Source organism: Georgenia satyanarayanai (assembly GCF_023715365.1).
Lineage (GTDB): Bacteria > Actinomycetota > Actinomycetes > Actinomycetales > Actinomycetaceae > Oceanitalea > Oceanitalea satyanarayanai_B.
The window spans coordinates 151,510-169,515 of record NZ_JAMBNZ010000008.1 but is presented as its reverse complement, the minus strand read 5'-3'; the positions used below and the strand labels follow the sequence as shown (position 1 = coordinate 169,515).

Genomic DNA, 18,006 nt, shown 5'->3' with positions numbered 1-18,006 from the left:
GGCTTCTCCCACCACGTTAGGAAGGATCGGCGTGGGAGGGGGAGAGCCATTCGTCTAGTCCGGATGTCCGGTTCTCACCGGCCGCGGGCTCGACCAACCGCCGGTAGGGGCCCGGGACGGCCGCCAGCTCGCCCGGGGTGCCCGTCTGCACGACGCGGCCGTCGTCCATGACGACGACCCGGTCGGCGTCGCGGATCGTGGAGAGCCGGTGCGCGATGATGATCTGGGTGCACCGCAGCTCCCGCAGCGACTGCGCCACCTGGTTCTCCGTGGCGTTGTCGAGGGCCGAGGTCGCCTCGTCCATGACGAGGACCCGTGGCCGCCGGGCCAGCGCCCGGGCGAGCGCGATCCGTTGGCGCTGCCCGCCGGAGACGTTCGCGCCCATCTCGCGGATCTCGGTGTCGAAGCCCAGCGGCATGCCGAGCACGGCGTCCAGCACGTGCGCCTGCGCGGCCGCCTCGCGCACCCGCTCCATGTCCGGCTCCCCGGCGGAGAAGTCGATGTTGGCCGCGATGCTGCGGTTGCTCAGGACCACGTCCTGCGGGACGTAGGCCACGCCGCCGCGGAAGTCGGTCTCGCGGACGGTCCCGATCGGGCGGCCGTCCAGGCGGATGGTGCCCGAGGATGCCGGGTACAGGCCCACGAGCACCTTGGCCAGGGTCGACTTGCCCGAGCCGGTGCTCCCGACGACGGCCACACGTTCGCCCGGCTCGGCCCGGAAGCTCACGCCCTGGAGCGCCGGCCGGCTGGAGCCCGGGTAGAAGAAGCTGAGCTCCTCGGCGGCGATCGCACCGCGCGGCTCGTGGGCACCGGTGCCGAAGATGGTCTCCTCCGCGGGCTGGAGCAGGATGTCGCCCATGCGCTGGACCTGTGCCTGCGCCTGGACGAACTGGGCCACGGTGGAGGTGAGGGACGTCGTGGTGCCCAGGGCGGTGGCAGCCAGCGCCTGGCTGGCGATGACAGCACCGAGGTCGGCGTGCCCGGACAGCACCATGTTGAGCCCGACGACGAGGATGACGAAGGGACCGAAGATCTGGACGCCCGAGACGAGGGCGGAGACGTAGCCCTGCAGCTCCATGCGCCGCCGTCCGTGGTGGACGGCCGCCGCGTACCGGAGGCGCCAGTTGGCGTAGAACCGCTCGCCCATGCCCGAGGTCTTGATCGCGGCGATCGAGGACACGGCCTCCATCTGCACACCGGAGGCCTCCGCGAGAGCGGTGATCTCCTGGTCGGTACGACGGCGCAGCCGTCCCCACGTCATCGTGTTGACGAGGACGACGACGCCGATGAGGGCGATCGTCACGGCGCCGAGGCCGGCGGAGCTCTGGGTGACGTAGAGGAGGGCGACGACGAGCGTCCCCGCGTCGAGCAGGGCGGCGGTGACCTGGTTGGACAGCATGTCCCTGATCTGGGACACGCTGCTGAGCCGCATCATGAGCTCGCCCTGGGACCGGGTGGCGAAGTACCGGTAGGGCAGCGTGATGAGTCGCCCGAAGGTCGCGGACATGAGGGAGGACCCGACGGTGGCGACGAGCGCCGCGAGGATCTTCGAGCGGACCGCGGCGATGAGGACGTAGCCGAGCACCGGGACGCAGAGGACGAGGATCTGCGCAGACGCCGGGCCGGAGAGGAACTCGGCCCCGGCGCCGTTGACGAGACGCTCGGTGGCCATGGGGACGGCCAGCACGACCGAGTACAGGACGAGCGAGAGTGCTCCCGCGGCGAGCATCGGCCGCCCGGTGCCAAGGCGGACCGCCCCGATGACCTCGCGCCAGACCGAGCGCGAGTCCTCGGTACCGCGCTCGAAGGCCTCGGTGGGGGTGCACACGAGGACGAGCTCGGAGAAGGACTCCTCGAGCTCCTCGAGCCCGACGTGCCGCCGCCCGGAGGCGGGGTCGACGATCCACGCACCCCGGGGGGTGACCTTCTCGACGACGACCACGTGGTTGCCGTTCCAGTGCGCGATGACGGGCGTGTCGATGCGGGACAGGCCGGCGACGTTGGCGCGGAAGAACGAGACCTGCATCCCTCGCCCGCGCAGGATCGAGGCGATGTCACGCAGCGACAGGCCGTCGCGGCCCGGGTCGACCTCCGCCCGGAGGTTGCGGATGGCGGCCCGGCGGCCCCACGCGCCGAGGACCATGGCCGCGCAGCACAGGCCGCACTCGCTCTGCGCGTACTGCTGCACCACGGGGACGCGCTGGTGCGACGGGGCCCTCACGTCAGGCCCACCAGGCGCGGGACCCGGACGTCGGGGTCCGCCAGCGAGGCGCAGGCGAGGTCCCAGCCGGCACGGCCGACGAAGAAGCCCTCCGCGGCGGGACCGCGTCCGAGGCCCGAGGTCCAGCCCGGGCCCGCGACCTCCTCGAGGAGGCGGTCACGCCGCGCACCGGCGTGCTCGAGGAGCTCGGGCCGGCCCAGGTCGCGCCCGAGCGTGGTGAGCGCGAGGACGTGCCCCGCGGCCCCGTGGCAGAGGCTGAGGTCCCGTGCGCCGACGGGCGGGTCGGCGAGGAGGACTCCGAGCAGCATCTCCAGACGTGCCTCGTACGCCGTCGCGGGCTCCTCGGCGGTCAGGGCGTGGACACGGACGAGGGCGGGCGCGATGCCGGACGCGCCCCGGCACCAGCTCTGCCGTGACCGTGGGTCCACGAAGGCGTCCTTACCGGGCAGGGAGTCGAGGACCCGATCGAGCCGGGTGGCCACCTCGGCCCGCCAGCCGGCCAGGTCCCGTCCGGTGACTGCCGCGACGAGGTCCACGGCCTCGGCGACGCCGAGCAGCCGGCCGACGTTGCCGTGGGCGATCCCGGCCTCGGGAGCGTCGAGCAGGGAGTCCAGCCTCCCGATGACCCGGGCGAGCGCGTCCCCGACCTCCGCGGGCCACCGCGGCGGGACGCTCTCGGCGCCCGTCCACCACAGGTCACGGAACCTGCTGAGGGCGGTGAACGTCCCGCCCGCGCCGCCGAGCAGCTCACCGGTGTAGCGGCGGCCCAGCTCCTCGAGCAGGGCGGGGAGCTGGAGCGCGGTCCGGGTGAGCTCCTCCCGCGCCCGGTCCGGCGTGAGGACTCCGCGGACGGCCAGCTCGGCGTCGACGACGGTGTCGGCCAGGGCCCCGGTGTAGGGGGAGTAGACGATCTCGTGGACGTCGTCGGGCTCGGCCGGCACCGCGTGGAAGGTTGCGCCGGCGACGACGCCGCGCAGGAGCTGGCGGGTGGCCGCCGTCCGTCCCGGGGCGCGGGTCTCCCACAGGGTGCACAGGACCCCGCCGCCCTCGTAGAGGGAGGTGGAGACCGGTGTGAGGTAGAGGCCGTCGCCCACCTGGACGCTGCTCAGCCAGGTGGCGGTCCGGCCGTCCTCGGACAGGGTCGCGGAGGGGGGAGGCGGGGGGACGGTGAGGTCCTGCCTGACCCCCCTGTCCGGCCCGGCCTGCCACGCGTCGTCGGCGGCGGCGTCCAGTGCCAGGCGCAGGGTGCGCAGCTCGTCCTCGAGGGGCGCGTCGAGGACGTGGTCCCACCACGCCGTCATCATCTGGGCGGGTGTGCGGTCGAGCTGGGCGAGCGGGACGGGCGAGCCGTTGGCGTGGAGTGCACCGGTCGCGGTGACCTCGAAGTAGGGGATGTCGCCGTCGGTCAGCGCGTCGACCTCCGCGTCGCGCACCGCCTCCTGGACCTCCGGCGGCACCCCGCGCGCCGTGGGGGTGAGCAGTCCCAGCGTCGCCAGCCGCCGGTCCGGGTCGACGAGCCGGGAGGGGTGCGTCGAGGACTCGAGGAGCCGGGCGTAGCGCCAGGTCGCGCGGAAGACCTGGCGGAAGCCGAGCCGGTGGCGGCCGAGCACCGTCCCCAGTGCGTCACGACGACGGCGCAGGAGGGTGATGCCCTCGGCGTAGCCGTCGAGCAGCTCGGCGGCGTAGCGGCGCGGGTCGATCTGCTCCCCGCCGTCCGTGCAGAGCCGGTTCTGCACCTCCTCGAGGGGCAGGTGGGACGTGTCGAAGCGGATCTCGTCGGTCCCCGCGTCGGTGACCGTCGTGCCCTCGTAGCGCCCCGCGGCCTCCGAGGGCACACCGAGGGCGGAGAGGTCGAGGGGCATGCGGGCGCCGAGGAAGCGGGAGGGGTACATCATCGTGCGCAGCACCCCGGCCTCCACGGAGCGGGCCAGGACCTCGTGGGCGGAGCCGCGGCGCTCGAAGGAGGGCAGGCTGCACAGCGTCTCGGTGTCGACGACGACCGGCCCCTCCGTCGTGGCGACGACGTTCTCGCGGTGGATGTCGGTGGCGCCGACGGCGTGGAGCAGGGCCGAGAGCCGGCCGTACCGGCGCAGGTACCGGGCCGCCGAGGCGTGGGTGAAGGTCGCTGGGGTCGCGAAGCGCTGCCACTCGTGGCCGTGGCGGCCCAGCCGGTCGGGCAGCACCGGACCGAACAGGGTGCCGTCCTCGTCGAGGAGGTGCACGAGCTCGGCGAGGGCGGCGTGCACCCTGCTGACCGCGGGCTTGAGCACGAGCCGCGGTCCGGTGGTCCACTCGAGGATCGCGACGGACCGCCCCCCGCAGTGGGGGTCGCCCTGGCCGAGGCGGACCGCGGTGAGCCGTCCGCCGGTGCCCCAGCGCTCGGCGAGGTGCGCACGGTCGGCGGTGGCCGCGGCGAGGACCCAGGTGACGTGGTCGAGCCAGCGCGTCACGGTGAGGTCGAGCAGGCGGTCCAGCTCGGGCAGCCCGGCTCGCAGCTCGGCACGGACGGCGGGGTCGGCGAGGCCGGCGTCGAAGGCGGTGTAGTCGAGGGCGGCGTCGCAGCTGCGCCGGGACTGGAAGAGGGTGATGAGGGTCCGGACCGCCAGGGTGTCCAGACGCAGCGCGAGGTCGCTGAGCAGCTCGGTGCGCACCGTCGTCGCGTCGGTGTCCCGCAGGACGGCGTCGAGCCGCTGCGCCGCCTCGCGCAGGTGGGCGCGGTGGAAGGTGGGGAACCTGCCGTCGACGGCGTGCAGGGCGAGCTCGACGGACGCGTCGAGGGACGCCGAGGCGGTACTGGTCATGTCCATTCCCTGTCCCTTGTGGGTGCGTGCGACGAGCCGGGGCCGTGCGGGGCGCGGCCCCGGCTCGTCGGCGGGCTCAGCTCAGCAGCGCGTCGTACACGCGCCGGTCGGGCAGAAGTCGGGCAGGGCGGCCGAGATGGCGATGACGCCGCCGCCGATCGCGCAGGGGATGGTGGTGGTCCCGGCGGCAGCGTCGACGGCGGTGTCCTCGGTCAGCTCGACCAGCTCGGCGTCACTGACGTAGCCGTTGGCCCTCGTGTAGTCCTTCGTGGTGAACATGGTGCTCTCCTCTCGTTCGTCGTACGTCGTGCGGTGTGCTCCCGGCCGCGGTGGACCGGGTCAGCCGGCCGGGTCGGCCGGCTGAGCTGTGGGCCCCTACTCCAGGCTGAGGACGTCGGGGCAGGCGGTCGGGGCCGTGGTGCGCAGCAGCGCGTGCAGCGCTCCTGCGCGGCCGACCATGAGGCTGTCGGTGCCGGCGTAGCGGTCGCGGGCGGTCGAGTGGTCGCGAACGGCGGTGCGTGCGGCGCGGGACCTGGTCTCCGCCGTCCACCGATGCCGGGCGACGTCGTCCCCGGTGTGCACGGCCAGGCGGTGCAGCGCCGCGAGGGAGCCGAGGTCGCCGTGGCAGTACGTGGGGTTGTTGCCCAGTCCCCGCTCCAGCGTCTGCCGGCCGAGTCCGACGAGCAGCCGCTCGGGGACGTCGGCGCCGAGCTCGGCGGCCTGGAGGAGGCCCAGGAGGACGCCCGGGGCGCCGTGGCACCACGCCCACGAGGAGTCCGAGCCCCCGACCGTCCGGGGGAGGTCGCCGTCGTCGTCGGTCTGCTCGAGGAGCACCCCCAGGAGGGCGGACCCGACGGCGCCGAGGCGTGCGGCCAGCCCGGGGTGGGCCTGGGACAGGGCGTGCGCGGCGCGGTGGGCCGGCGCGAGCATCCCCGCGAGTCCGTGCGCGTAGCCGGTGAAGAGCGGCTGGTCACCCGGGGAGCCGGTGGCCACCTGCTCCAGCCCGGGCAGTGTGCGGACGGCCAGCCCGGCGAGGGCGGTGGTGACGGCCTCGCGATGGGCGGCCCCGGTCTGCTCGACGACGCCGCAGGCGGCAGCCAGGGCGCCGGCCAGGCCGGCGGTGAGGTCCGGGACGGTGCCCGGTCCCACCGTCGACGACAGCGCGTCGAGGAGCCGGGCGTGGTCACCGGTCCCCCTGCCGGACAGCCGGTCGTAGGCGGCGACGGCCCACACGGTGCCGCCCATGCCCGTCATCCCCCCGGCCGAGACGGGGTGCCCCTCCAGGGCGCCGCCGAGGATCTGCGCCCGGATCGGGTCGAGCACGGCCGCCGCCACCTCCCGGGCCCTGGGCAGGTCGCGCAGGTGGCCGGCCTCGGCGAGCGCGAGGGCCACGCCCACGCTCCCCCCGTACAGGTCGTAGCCCAGGGAGCCCGGGGTCCACTGGGAGGCGTCGGCGGTGGTGACGAGGGGACCCCAGAACGTGCCGGGGTGGGCCCCGTCCGTTGCCGGCACCCAGCGGGACAGGATCCTGTCGACCGCCGCGGTGACGACCTCCCGCGTGGGCGGCCGGGGCGCGGGCGTGCGGGTGAGGGGCGCGGTCCGCTCCCCGCCGTCGGGGACGCGGGGGACGAAGGCGACGTTGACGAGCTCGGCCTGCCGCTGGACCTCCGCCTCGTCGAGCGCGTCCAGCCGCGCGAGCACGCGGTCCACCGGGGTGGCGTCGAAGAAGCCGGGGACCAGGGTGCGGCCACGCGCGTCGAGCAGGTCCCGGCCGTGGGCGTCGACGGTGAACAGCGGTACGTCGTCCCCGAGCATCTGGGTCACCTCGTGGCCGGCCGCGGAGCGGGCGGCGCCGTTCCGGAGGCTCACGCGCCCCAGGACGGCGAGGTGGGCGCAGGGGTCCTCGAGCAGCGCGGGGTGGGAGCACATCCGCAGCAGCTGGGCGTAGAAGACCGTGGGGATGTTGACGTGGCGCAGCCGCACGCCGGCGAACTCCCCACGGACCAGGGCAGCGACGAGGTCACGGCGGTCCAGCAGCCGGCGGAGGGTGTCCTCCAGACCGTGCCGCACGCCGTCACGGAAGGCGACCACGTCGTCGGAACCCGCGTGCGGGTTGGCGTTGCCCGAGCCCACGCGCCCCGGCTCCAGGGCGATGTGCATGTCGTCGCGCCCGACCTCCCGCAGGGCCAGGCTGCGGAAGGGGGAGACCTGACCGGCGGCCATCGAGCCGGAGGCGCCGATGTCCAGCGACTCCGGGCGCCCGGGCACGCTGACGCGCAGGGGCAGCAGGCCGACGCCGACCACGGAGTCCTCGAGCAGCGCCCGCGCGTGCCGGGAGCCGGCGCCGTCCGCGTAGGTAGGTTCGCGCACGGGCGAGGCGGACAGGATGGTCTCGGCGTCGACGACGACGGGCCGGCCGGCCGCGTCGGTGACGACGTTCTCGTAGTGCATGTCGGTGCTGCGCAGGAGGTACAGGACGGCGGCCAGCTCGCCGAGGCGGTAGGGGTGGCGGCCGTCGGCCGCAGGGGCGTCGTCGCCGTCGATGAGCTCGGCCCAGCCGTGGTGCTCACGGGTGAGGGTGCGCGGGACCCGCAGCGACGTCCCGACCTCCGCGTTGAGACCGCCGGCGAGAGCGGCGAAGGCTCGGTCGGCGGCGAGGCTGCGCGGCTTGTAGACGAGGCGGCCGTGCGGTCCCAGGTCGAGGAGGCCGACGGTCCGTCCGCCGTCATGGCTGTCACCGGCTCCCAGGTGCAGGGCGTGGACGCGGGCGTCGCCGTCCAGGCCGGGCAGCGTGGCCCGCAGGTCGGGGAGGTCGTCGACGAAGCGGTCGAGGATCTCGCGCACGCTCCGCGAGCGGCGCATGACGAGGGCGTGCGCCCGGATCACCGCGGTGGGGTAGCGGCGGGCGAGGGCGCGGGCGCCGTCGGGGGAGCCGATCCACGCCCGGAAGTCGTCGAAGCGCGACTCGGGCGTCGCTCCACGCAGCGCGCCCGCCTGCCGGCGCTCGGCCAGGACCTCGACCAGCGTCCGGACGAGGGTCTCGCTCGCGAGCGCCACGCCGTCCTCGACGTGCGGGCCGGTGAACGCCGGCGCGTCGGCGAGAGCGGGGTGGCAGGACAGCGACTCGTGCTCGGGCCGCAGCCACGCGTCCACCAGCGTCCGGGTCCAGCCGAGGAACCGGAGGTCGCGGCCTGGGACGGGCCCGGGGTCTGCGCCGGGGGCCGGGTCGATGAACGGGGCGAGCAGCTGTTGCGCGGTGCCCGTGCGGTCGCTGCCGCCGAAGGTCTGGTGGCGGTCCAGGCGGTGGTGGGAGAGCAGGGCGGCCAGGCCCGGACGCCTCGTCCCGGCGAGCTCGGGGACGTAGGTGGCCACGGCCTGGTCGAGGCCGGCGGTGCTCACGACAGTCATGGGTGCCCCTCGGCGGACGGAGTGGGTGGACTGGGCGGCGGTGCCGGTGCCCGGCTCGCGGGCACCGGCACCGGACCTCACGAACAGTTCTTCTGACACTCCACGGTGGCGGTGCAGAAGTTGCCGTCGTTGCCGATGGCCCAGCTGACGCCGTAGCAGGTCAGCGTGGTCACGATGGTTCCCCAGCCCTGACCTGCCTGGTCGGCGGTCACGGCCTGGTCGTCGATCTCCATCAGGACGTCGGCGTTGGGACTGAACTCGGGCTTGCTCATTGGACTCCTCACTCTCTTCGTCGAGCTGTGTGGGGTGACTCCCCGGGGTGCGTCACCTCCCGGTCCACCGTGGGCTGGGTCGTCGGTGACAGGCACCACACCACCGCAGGACGGGGGGCGCGGCCAATGCCCGTCCGTCCAGACCGGGCGTGCGGAACGTCGCCGGCGCGCAGGCCTTCGGGCAGGCCGATCGGTCAGTGCGTCCGCGCCGCCGGGGTCAGCGGAGAGGCAGGGCCACCTGGACGGACCACGTCTGGCCCACCGGGCCGATGATGGCCTCGCCGCCGAGCAGGGCGGCCCGCTCCTGCATGCCGATGATCCCCTGGCCGGTCGCGAGCTCGGGGCTCACGCGGCCACGTGCCCTCGCCACCTCGGACTCCACGGTGAGGGACAGCGACTCGGAGGAGAGACGGACGCCGACGACGACGCGGGAGGCGGGCACCGCGTACTTGACGACGTTCGTCGTCGCCTCCTGGAGGATGCGCAGGAGGGACTCCACGGTGGTCCGTGGCGCCCGGATCTGCGCGGGGGCGTCGAAGGACAGGTCGACGGTGAAGCCGAGGTCGAGCAGGCGCTGGACGAGCAGCTGCACGCCGTCGTGCAGGCCCACGTCGACCAGCCCGCGCTGAGCGGGCTCCGCGTCCGTGGCGAGGCTGGAGGGGTCCCGCAGCACCCGCAGGAGCTTGCGCAGCTCGACGAGCGCCTCGCGGCTGAGCTCGCTGGTCTCCACGAGCGCCGACCGCAGCTTCTCGGGGTCCGCGCTGCGCGCCCTGCTGCCGCCGACGAGCGAGATGAGCGTCAGCTGGTGGGCGACGACGTCGTGGAGGTCGCGGGCGAGGGACGCGCGCTCGCGGGAGCGGACCTCGGCCTGGCGCTGCAGCAGCTCACGGTTGTGCCGTTCGGTGCGGTGGGTGTGCAGGCGCAGGCGCCCGAAGGCGAGTCCCACGACCATGGCGGGCACGGCGAACAGGAGGTACGGACCCAGGTGGGTGAGGTCGCCGTACACGGCGACGGAGACGCCGGCCGCCCACGCGGTGAGGACCCCCAGGACGACGGCGGCCGCCCGGGCGCTCGTGACGGTCGCGACGACGGCGACGAGCACGCACGCCATGATCGTGACGATGCCGATCCGGTCGGTGGCGACGGCGGCGACGGCGCTGCCGGGCAGGAACAGGACCGTGGCAGCGGCCGGGTGGCGGGTGCTGACGGGCAGGGCGAGGCAGGCGAGGCCGAAGAGCACGCAGCGGAGCAGCTCGGCGAGCGTGACGACGGGGGTGTCGAGCAGGAAGTCGAGCAGCAGGACGGCGCCGAGGAGCGCGAGGACCGTCGTGGCGACCTTGGACAGCGGGCGGGGAGCCGCCTGGAGCACGCGCCCCAGCCGGCGGGGAGTCTTCCTCGGCTCACCGTCGCCCGCCATCGCTGGGACGATAGCACCGGCGCGCGCCGGGAGGCCCGGTGTCCCGGGCGGGACTCAGGGCCGGGTCAGCACTTCTCGAAGAAGTCGCCGAGCACCTGGCACGCGAGGTCGCCGAGGAAGGTCGCGGGGGCGGCGGTCGGCGGGGCGGGAGCCGAGACGCTGACGGCCGGGCCCGCGTCGGCAGCCAGGGCGGGTGCCCCGAGGGCGACGGGCATGGTGACGGACAGGGCCAGGGACGCGGCGGCGATGCGGCGAAGCCTCACGGTGGAAACCTCCTGTGCTGGGGTCGCTGTGACGTCTCCAAGTCTTCCCCCGGTGCAGCGGGCACCGCGATGGCCCATCGTCCACTGTCGCCTGGACGGTCGGCCAGCGGGTGGCACCGTCAGCGGTAGCGGTCCATCGCCGTCTCCGGCTTGAGCAGGCTGGGCGTGACGAGCCCGAGCTCGACCGCCCGGACGAGTAGCTGGACCCGGTCCCGCGCCCCGAGGCGGTCGCACGCGCGGCCGAGGTGCAGCTTGACGGCGCCCTCCGACAGGTGCAGCTCGGCTCCGATCTCACGGTTGCTCAGGCCGCCGGCGAGCAGCTGCAGGACCTGGTGCTCGCGCTCGGAGAGCTCCGGCGCGTCGGGTGCCGGCTCGCTGACGGCGGCGGCCGGCAGGGTCGTGACGTGCGCCGCGAGAAGCTTGACCACCGACGGGGAGAGGACCATGGAGTCCTCGCGCACCTGGCGCACGGCGTCGACGATCTCCTCGGGCGTGGCGTCCTTGACGAGGTAACCGCTGGCCCCGGCGCGCAGGGCCGCCAGGACGAGGTCCATGGAGGAGAAGGTCGTCAGCGCGATGCTCCGCACCGCGGCAGTGGCGGACAGCTCCCTGATCGCCTCGACGCCGCTCATCACGGGCATGTCGAGGTCGCACAGCAGGATCTCGGCACCGGTCTCGCGGACGGTCCGCACGGCCTCCGCGCCGTTGCTCGCCTGTCCGACGAGCTCGAGGTCCGCCTCGCTCTCGACGAGCTCACCGATGGCTCGCCGCATGAGCGGCTGGTCGTCGGCGACGACGACACGGACCGGCTCTGGGCTCATGTGCCGATCCTAGCCGCGGGCCGACAATGGGGGGATGCGCGTCGTCGTCCTCACCGGTGCCGGGATCTCCGCTGAGTCGGGGGTGCGGACCTTCCGCGACTCCGGCGGGCTGTGGGAGGGCCACGACGTCGAGGACGTCGCCACCCCCGAGGGCTTCGCCCGGGACCCCGGGCTCGTCCACCGCTTCTACGACGCCCGCCGCCGCGACCTCGCGCTCGTCGGGCCGAACCCGGCGCACCGGGCGCTCGCCGCCCTGGAGGGGACGCTCGGGGAGGACCTGCTCGTCGTCACGCAGAACGTCGACGATCTCCACGAGCGGGCCGGCTCCCTTCAGGTTGTCCACATGCACGGCGAGCTGCGCCGCGCCCGCTGCGAGGCCTGCGGCGCCCGGCCCGTCTGGGACGCCGACCTCCTCGACGCGCCGCCCTGCCCCAGGTGCGGACAGGCCCGGCTGCGCCCCGACGTCGTCTGGTTCGGCGAGGTGCCCTACGAGCTCGACCGCATCCACGGCGCCGTCACGGGCTGCGACCTCTTTGTCGCCGTCGGCACGTCCGGCGCGGTGTACCCGGCCGCCGGCTACGTCGCCCTGGCGGCGAGCAGCGGGGCCCGGACGCTCGAGCTCAACCTCGAGCCGAGCGAGGTCTCGCGCTACTTCGACGAGGTCCGGACCGGGCCGGCCGCCAGGCTCGTGCCGGAGCTGGTCGCCGAGCTCGTCGGCTGACGGACGACCGGCGGGATCCGGCTGTCGGCGGAATCCGGCTGTCGGCGGAATCCGGCTGTCGGCGGAATCCGGCTGTCGGCGAGATCCGGCTGTCGGCGGGAGGGTGGGTGAGGGAGGGCGGGGGTGTGGGGCAGGCCTCAGGCCAGCAGGGTGAGGACGACGGGCATGGCGACGATGCCGACGAGGATCGTCACCGACGTCATGAAGGTGGACAGCTCGACGTCGCCACGCACCTCGGCGGTGTAGCCCGGGGCCATCGCCGCGATCGGCGCGAAGTACACCATGCACAGCACGACCTTCACCTCGGCCGGCACCGGCAGCAGCAGCCAGGTCCCCAGCGCGAAGAGCACGGCGTAGCCGTAGCGGACCGTGAGGAGCATGAGGGCCTGGCGGTACTTGGCGCGCGGCAGCCGCAGCTCCAGGCCCACGCCGATCATGAACATGGCGAGGAAGGTGTTGGCGGCACCGATCGTGCCGGTGAGCCCGATGACGGGGCCGGGCAGGCTGAGGTCGAGCAGCCGCAGCGGCAGCATGACGAGGTAGGTGACGAAGATCGTCGAGCGCAGCATCGTCCGCACGAAGCCGCCCACGCCCATGCGCCGATCGCCGGGCGCCAGGGCCATGGCCCACGCGTAGCCCAGGCCGGCGGCGGCCACCGCGTTGCCGACGTCGAAGAGCGAGGCGAGCACGAGCGCCTGCGGGCCCATGAAGCCGGCGAGGTAGGGCATGGCGAAGGCGCCCATGTTGTAGCTGCCGACGTTGAGGACGCCAAAGGCCTGCGCCTCCCGGCCCCGCCGGCGCCCCATGAGCATCCCGGTGCCCTGCTGGAGGACGTTGACGACGAGGCCCACCACCGCCAGGGACAGCAGCGCCCAGGTGAGGTCGAAGTCGTTGACGCTGGTGATGATCGCCGCCGGCAGCGTGATGCGCAGGACGATCGTCGCGAGGACGGGGAAGTGCGCGACCGACAGCCAGCCGAGCCGCTTGACCCCGAGCCCCAGCGCGATGATCGCGACCAGCGACACCGCCTGGACGAGAACGCCGCCCACCACGCCTCCCGTCCTGGCAGCCGCGCGCCGCTCGCGCCACCCTACGCCGGGCAGCCTAGGCTCGGAGCGTGTCGCGCCAGCTAGCCCCTTCCTCCGACGAGACCACGCACAGCCGGTTCGCCGTCCTCGGGCGTCAGCTCCCGTTCTTCGTCGCCTTCGGCGTCATGACCGTCGCGCTCCTCGCGTGGGAGGAGGAGGGGCCGGGCACGCCCGACGCCGTCCTCGTCGGCGCCGCGATCAACCTCGTCGCCACGGCGCTGGCCGCCGCGGTGCCCTGGCAGCAGCTGCCGCGACGGGTGGAGGGTGTGGTCCCGCTGCTCGACATGCTCGCCATCGTCTGTGTGCTCAGCGTCGGGGCGCGAGCCTCGGTGCTCCTCCTCCTGCCTGTTGTGTGGCTCGCGCGGATGGGGTGGGGCGCGACGGTGACGGCCGTCCTCGCCGGCGTGGTCGCCTCGATGGGGGTGGACATCGTCCGCGCGTTCGAGGTGGGGGCCTTGTCCATCACCCCGGACAACGCCGGCCGGATGTTCACCGTGCCCGCCGCCATCGTCGCCGTCGCCAGCTCCCTGCACCTGTCCGAGAAGCGGTCCGCCGCGCGGCGCGAGCTCCTCGCCGGGCAGAGCGCGCTGGTCGAGGAGATCCTCGAGGAGACGGCACTGGACCGGGCGCGACTCGAGGGCGTGCTCAACACGATCGACGCGGGCGTCGCCGTGCTCGACCCGGAGGGCACCGTCGTCGTCGTCAACAGGGCGCTGCGCGAGGCGAGCGGCGGCGGCTTCGCCGTCGGGTCCCACCTCGTCGATGCTGCCCCCCGGCTCTTCTCCGCCGACGGCACCACGCCCGTGGACCGGGAGCGCCTGGCTGCCGTCGCCGGGGGAGAGGCGATCGACCGCAGCGTCGTGTGGTGGGAACAGGCTCCCGACAACCGCGTCGCCTTCAGCATCAGCACCGGTCGGCTGCCGCACGAGGACGGTGGCGGTGAGGGTGAGGGCACGGTCGTGGCCCTGCACGACATCACCGACCAGCTGCTCGCGCTCTCGGAACGAGACGACTTCGTCTCCTCCGTCTCCCACGAGCTGCGCACCCCGCTCACGTCCGTCACCGGCTACCTCGACCTCGCGATCGACGACCCCGACCTGCCGGCGCACGTCAAGGGCTACCTCGAGGTGGCCGAGCGCAACGCCGGCCGGCTACGCCTGCTGATCGACAACCTCCTCGGTGCCGCACGCACCGCGTCCGACGCAGGCTCGCGGGCGGACGTGGACCTGACTGCCGTCGTCGAGGACGTCGTGGAGTCCCAGTCCCCGCGTGCCACCGACCGCGACATCGAGATCGCCGTGTCCACGACCGGCACCGCCGTCGTCCGCTCGGACGTCGGGCGGCTCACCCAGGTCGTCGACAACGTCGTCTCCAACGCCGTCAAGTACTCCCACCACGGTGGTCACGTCGACATCGAGATCAGGGGCAGTGGCAGCAGCGTCTGCCTCACCGTCACCGACGACGGCCCGGGCATCCCCGCCGCCGACCAGGCCCAGCTCTTCAGCCGCTTCTACCGCGCCCCGCAGGTGCGGCACACCTCCGTGCAGGGCACCGGGCTGGGCCTGCACATCAGCCGCCAGATCGTCGAGGCCCTCGGCGGCTCGATCTCCCTCGCGTCCGAGCCCGGCCGCGGCACACGCGTCGAGGTCGTCCTGCCGTGCGGGGGGAGACGCTGATGCTCGACGCCACGACGCTCTACGTCGTCTCGATCGTCGTCGTCACGATCGTCGCGACCACCTTCGTCGTCGAGGTCGCCAGCCGTGGTCGCTCACCCGTCGACCTGCTGTGGACCCTCGCGCTCAGCAGCGCGGCCACCACCGCCGTCTTCTACGTCGCCGCCACGGCGAGCGGGACGCTCTGGTGGTTCGTCGCGCTGGGCAACGCGTCCTCCGTCGTCACCACCTTGGCAATGTGGAACGGCATCCGCGCCGACGGCGGACGCCGCCCGCTGCTGGGTGTCACGCTCGGTGCTGCCGCGGTCACAGCGCTCGCGACGCTCCTCGCCGGCCCGGACGCCGGTGAGTGGGGAGGGGGCTGGGCGGTGCTCCTCGGGACGGCGGCCGGCGGGCTGCTGGGGGGTGTCGAGGCGTTGCGCAGGCGGTGGATGCAGCACCGGCTGGGCGTCGTCCTCGGTGGGGTCCTCCTGCTCGTTGGTGTGTACTACAGCGCGCGCTTGGCCGTGTACCTGGCCCAGGGCCCCGACTCCCCGACGTTCACGCGCGCGCTGGGGACGTCGACGACGCTGCTCGTGCTCATCGTCCTCATCACCACGGCCGGGTACTGCATGGTCGTCATCCGCACCGACGAGGTCCACACCCGGGAGATCCGGGCCAGCGCCTTCGACCCGCAGACAGGCCTGCGCACGCCGGCGACGTTCCTCCCGCGCGCGGCCGAGGCCACCCGGGAGGCGAAGCGGGCCGGGGACCCGCTGGCCGTCGTCGTCGTCGTCGTCGAGGGCCGTGGGGACCTCACCACGGGCTTCCACCGTGACGTCGCCGAGGCGGCGCTCGTCGCGGTCGTCGACAGTGCTCGCGTCCTCGCGCCCCCGTCCAACTCCTTCGCCGGGCGCGTGGACGACGACGCGAGCGACGTCTTCGAGGTGCTCCTGCGCGGCTTCACCGGCGTCGAGGCCCACGCGTGGGCGGAGAACCTGCGCCGTCGTGTCATCGCCGTGCCGCTCCAGGTCGACGGCGCCCGGCTGCGCCTGCGGGTGAGCCTGGGGGTGGCCGCCGACGCCGAGACCGGTTACGAGCTCGACGCCCTCCGCGAGCTGGCTGCGCGGCGGGCGAAGCGGGCCGTGGCGGAGGGCGGCAACCGGGTCCTCAGCTGGCTCTGAGGAATCCTGAGCCAGTCCTGAGGTGAGACTGAGGTGAGGGACAGGGACCGCTGAGGTCGGCCACCGATATTTGGTGCAGCGCCGGACAGACCGGCCCCCGCACCGAGAGGCACGACCATGGCACGCTCCACCACCTCCCGCCCCACCCGCACCACCTGGAAGGCCGTCGCGGCCACCGCCGTCGGCATCGTCGTCCTGGGCGCCGGCGGCGCCACCTTCGCCGAGTGGTCCGACTCCGAGGCCGCGGCGACCGACACCGAGATCACCGCCGGTGTCCTCGACCTCGCCGCCGGCCAGGGCACGTGGACCAACGTCGCCGGCGCGGACGTCACCGCCGCCGTCGCGGACGGGTCCTACCTCGTCGTGCCGGGCGACGCCCTCACCTACCGCGAGACCATGACGATCGACGCGCAGGGCGACCTGCTCCGCGCAACCGTTCGCCACAACCTCGAGGGCCTCACCGGCGATGCCGAGCTCCTCGCCCAGCTGCGCGCGAACGCGACGATGTCCCTCAACGGCGAGGCCGTCACCGGGACGTCCGCCGCCGTCGTCGCCGAGGACGAGAAGCAGACGCTCGCCGTCGCCGTCACCGTCGCCTTCGACGCGACCACCGCCAAGCTCGTCGGCCAGGGCCAGGACGTCTCCCTCGGCGGCCTGGACGTCACCCTCACGCAGGACACCGTCCCCGCTGCCTGACCCGCACCACGCACCCGCACCACACCCACCACCGGAGAGGAGAACCATCGTGCCCAGCCGCCTGACCCGCGCCGCACTCGCCGCAGTCGTGGCGGTGGTCCTCCTCTCCGGCAGCGGCACCACCCTCGCCGGGTGGAACGACGCCGAGCTCCGCGAGGGCCAGGTCGTCTCCGCCGGTGAGCTCACCGTCGAGCCGGTCAGCGCCAGCACCGTCGTCGTGCGGCCCGGCACCTCCCAGCCGCTGCCCGCGAGCACGCCTCTGGTTCCGGGTGACGTCGTGCGCCTCTCCTCCACGGTGAGCGTGAGCGCGGCCGGTGAGCTCCTCACCGGCACCCTCGGCCTCGAGGTCACCGGGCTGCAGGGCCTGACCCGCTCCGGCCCGCGGGTGACGACGACGCTCCGGGCCGCCGGCACGCGTGGCTGGACCGTCACGCCCGCCGACGACGGCGCCACCGTCACCGCCGTCGTCGACCTCACCGTCCCGGCCGCCGTCGCCCAGCACACCACCCTCGACGCCGGCGCGATCCGCTGGACGCTCACCCAGGAGATGCCATGACCACGCGGCTCACCGCCTGCCTCCTCGCCCTTGCCGTCGTGCTGGGCGGGGTCCTCCTCCTGCGTCCGAGCGAGTCCACCCTGGCCGCGTGGAGCGACGAGGCCACCGTGGCCGTGCCGCAGCTGCGCACCGGCGGCGTCCAGGTCGACGTCACCACCGCCGGCACCGGCACCACGGCCACGCTCGGCATGTCCGGTGACACGAGCGGCACGTGGCGCCCCGGCGCCGTGACCGTCACCTCCGGTGGACGCGCCCTCACCGGCGCCGAGCTCGACGGCTCCCGCGTCGACTACCGCCTCGCCGGCAAGAACGGCACCTGCGCCGCGACGGACCCGGTCGCCTACACCGCCGGCCTCAGCGGCGCCCGCACCTCCTTCACCGTCACCGGCGGTGAGCGCATGAGCGGCGCCCGCACCCTGTGCCTCACCTTCGTCCCCTCCGACCAGGTCCGCGTCCAGCTGGGGGGGCGTGCCCTCGCCTTCGCCACGACCGTCGACGGCGTCGCCACCGCGGGCACGTGGACCGCCGCGAACACCTGGACCGCGACCCACCAGCTGCCGGCCGCCCCGAGCGTCTCCGCCATGCGCTGCACGCCCGGCTGGCTCAACCAGTGGGTGACCCTGGCCTGGGACTGGGACGCCGGCGGTCTCAACCAGACCGTGGCCCGGTGGAGCCTCCAGCTCGAGGACCGTGGGACGTGGCGCGAGGTCGGCACCGTCCCCGCCCGCCAGCGCACGACGACGGTCAGCCCCTACCAGTTCGACTTCGTCAGCTTCGACAGCTACACCCTGCGCGTGGCCGCGGTGCTCACCGACGGCACGACCGTCCCGGCGCCGTCGAGCACCAAGGTCCGGGTCGAGCGCGTCGGCATCGGCGCGGCGTACTGTGGCTGAGCACGGACGAACG

At 74.1% G+C, this 18,006-nt stretch carries 15 protein-coding genes; 6 read left to right on the top strand and 9 right to left on the bottom strand.

Annotated elements, in window-relative coordinates; all coding sequences use genetic code 11:
- Positions 1–16: 16 nt before the first annotated feature.
- From M3148_RS11605 to M3148_RS11570, 8 genes are all read right to left on the bottom strand, one after another.
- The gene (locus M3148_RS11605; protein WP_251304862.1) at positions 17–2,221 is read right to left on the bottom strand and encodes a peptidase domain-containing ABC transporter; all 2,205 of its coding nucleotides are present in this window, start codon (positions 2,219–2,221) and stop codon (positions 17–19) included.
- Positions 2,218–5,022, bottom strand: coding sequence for a DUF4135 domain-containing protein (locus tag M3148_RS11600; RefSeq protein ID WP_251304861.1), 2,805 nt, complete (start codon positions 5,020–5,022; stop codon positions 2,218–2,220). Before M3148_RS11600 ends, M3148_RS11605 begins: the two co-directional genes overlap by 4 nt.
- Positions 5,023–5,103: 81 nt before the next feature.
- Positions 5,104–5,301, bottom strand: coding sequence for a class II lanthipeptide, LchA2/BrtA2 family (locus M3148_RS11595; RefSeq protein WP_251304860.1), 198 nt, complete (start codon positions 5,299–5,301; stop codon positions 5,104–5,106).
- Between the two features lie 96 nt (positions 5,302–5,397).
- Complete coding sequence (gene lanM / locus M3148_RS11590) at positions 5,398–8,430, bottom strand: type 2 lanthipeptide synthetase LanM (RefSeq protein WP_251304859.1); 3,033 nt, start codon at positions 8,428–8,430, stop codon at positions 5,398–5,400.
- 77 nt (positions 8,431–8,507) lie between these two features.
- The gene (locus M3148_RS11585; protein WP_251304858.1) at positions 8,508–8,702 is read right to left on the bottom strand and encodes a plantaricin C family lantibiotic; all 195 of its coding nucleotides are present in this window, start codon (positions 8,700–8,702) and stop codon (positions 8,508–8,510) included.
- Between the two features lie 217 nt (positions 8,703–8,919).
- Positions 8,920–10,119 carry a sensor histidine kinase gene (locus M3148_RS11580; protein ID WP_251304857.1) on the bottom strand — a complete coding sequence of 400 codons (1,200 nt, stop codon included), beginning with the start codon at positions 10,117–10,119 and terminating at the stop codon, positions 8,920–8,922.
- A 65-nt stretch (positions 10,120–10,184) separates the two neighbouring features.
- Positions 10,185–10,382 (bottom strand): hypothetical protein, encoded by a 198-nt coding sequence (locus M3148_RS11575; protein ID WP_251304856.1) that lies wholly within the window; start codon positions 10,380–10,382, stop codon positions 10,185–10,187.
- A 119-nt stretch (positions 10,383–10,501) separates the two neighbouring features.
- Positions 10,502–11,203, bottom strand: coding sequence for a response regulator (locus M3148_RS11570; RefSeq protein ID WP_251304855.1), 702 nt, complete (start codon positions 11,201–11,203; stop codon positions 10,502–10,504).
- Between the two features lie 34 nt (positions 11,204–11,237).
- On the opposite strand from M3148_RS11570, the gene M3148_RS11565 reads away from it, so the two are divergent.
- On the top strand, positions 11,238–11,924 hold the full coding sequence (locus tag M3148_RS11565) for an NAD-dependent deacylase (RefSeq protein WP_251304854.1): 687 nt from the start codon (positions 11,238–11,240) through the stop codon (positions 11,922–11,924).
- Positions 11,925–12,061: 137 nt separating this feature from the next.
- Here the strand turns inward: M3148_RS11565 and M3148_RS18345 are convergent, their stop codons facing one another.
- Positions 12,062–12,976: an AEC family transporter gene (locus tag M3148_RS18345; protein ID WP_251304853.1), complete on the bottom strand. Its 915-nt coding sequence runs from the start codon at positions 12,974–12,976 to the stop codon at positions 12,062–12,064.
- Positions 12,977–13,041: 65 nt separating this feature from the next.
- Here M3148_RS18345 and M3148_RS11555 point away from each other — a divergent pair, with 65 nt between their 5' ends.
- The 5 genes from M3148_RS11555 (at position 13,042) to M3148_RS11535 (ending at position 17,993) form a co-directional block, all read left to right on the top strand.
- Entirely contained in the window at positions 13,042–14,688 is a 1,647-nt protein-coding gene (locus M3148_RS11555) for a sensor histidine kinase (RefSeq protein WP_251304852.1), read from the top strand.
- On the top strand, positions 14,688–15,848 hold the full coding sequence (locus M3148_RS11550; RefSeq protein WP_251304851.1) for a hypothetical protein: 1,161 nt from the start codon (positions 14,688–14,690) through the stop codon (positions 15,846–15,848). The genes M3148_RS11555 and M3148_RS11550 overlap by 1 nt, the downstream gene beginning before the upstream one ends.
- A 117-nt stretch (positions 15,849–15,965) precedes the next feature.
- On the top strand, positions 15,966–16,544 hold the full coding sequence (locus M3148_RS11545) for an alternate-type signal peptide domain-containing protein (RefSeq protein WP_251304850.1): 579 nt from the start codon (positions 15,966–15,968) through the stop codon (positions 16,542–16,544).
- Between the two features lie 49 nt (positions 16,545–16,593).
- On the top strand, positions 16,594–17,100 hold the full coding sequence (locus tag M3148_RS11540; protein WP_251304849.1) for an alternate-type signal peptide domain-containing protein: 507 nt from the start codon (positions 16,594–16,596) through the stop codon (positions 17,098–17,100).
- Positions 17,097–17,993 carry a hypothetical protein gene (locus M3148_RS11535; protein WP_251304848.1) on the top strand — a complete coding sequence of 299 codons (897 nt, stop codon included), beginning with the start codon at positions 17,097–17,099 and terminating at the stop codon, positions 17,991–17,993. Before M3148_RS11540 ends, M3148_RS11535 begins: the two co-directional genes overlap by 4 nt.
- Positions 17,994–18,006: the final 13 nt, after the last annotated feature.

Excerpts from the sequence above, each read along its gene's own strand:
- M3148_RS11600 (WP_251304861.1), bottom strand. The coding sequence starts at position 5,022 with ATGACCAGTACCGCCTCGGCGTCCCTCGACGCGTCCGTCGAGCTCGCC.
- M3148_RS11595 (WP_251304860.1), bottom strand. The coding sequence starts at position 5,301 with ATGTTCACCACGAAGGACTACACGAGGGCCAACGGCTACGTCAGTGAC.
- lanM (WP_251304859.1), bottom strand. The coding sequence starts at position 8,430 with ATGACTGTCGTGAGCACCGCCGGCCTCGACCAGGCCGTGGCCACCTAC.
- M3148_RS11585 (WP_251304858.1), bottom strand. The coding sequence starts at position 8,702 with ATGAGCAAGCCCGAGTTCAGTCCCAACGCCGACGTCCTGATGGAGATC.
- M3148_RS11580 (WP_251304857.1), bottom strand. The coding sequence starts at position 10,119 with ATGGCGGGCGACGGTGAGCCGAGGAAGACTCCCCGCCGGCTGGGGCGC.
- M3148_RS11570 (WP_251304855.1), bottom strand. The coding sequence starts at position 11,203 with ATGAGCCCAGAGCCGGTCCGTGTCGTCGTCGCCGACGACCAGCCGCTC.
- M3148_RS11565 (WP_251304854.1), top strand. The coding sequence starts at position 11,238 with ATGCGCGTCGTCGTCCTCACCGGTGCCGGGATCTCCGCTGAGTCGGGG.
- M3148_RS11550 (WP_251304851.1), top strand. The coding sequence starts at position 14,688 with ATGCTCGACGCCACGACGCTCTACGTCGTCTCGATCGTCGTCGTCACG.
- M3148_RS11545 (WP_251304850.1), top strand. The coding sequence starts at position 15,966 with ATGGCACGCTCCACCACCTCCCGCCCCACCCGCACCACCTGGAAGGCC.
- M3148_RS11535 (WP_251304848.1), top strand. The coding sequence starts at position 17,097 with ATGACCACGCGGCTCACCGCCTGCCTCCTCGCCCTTGCCGTCGTGCTG.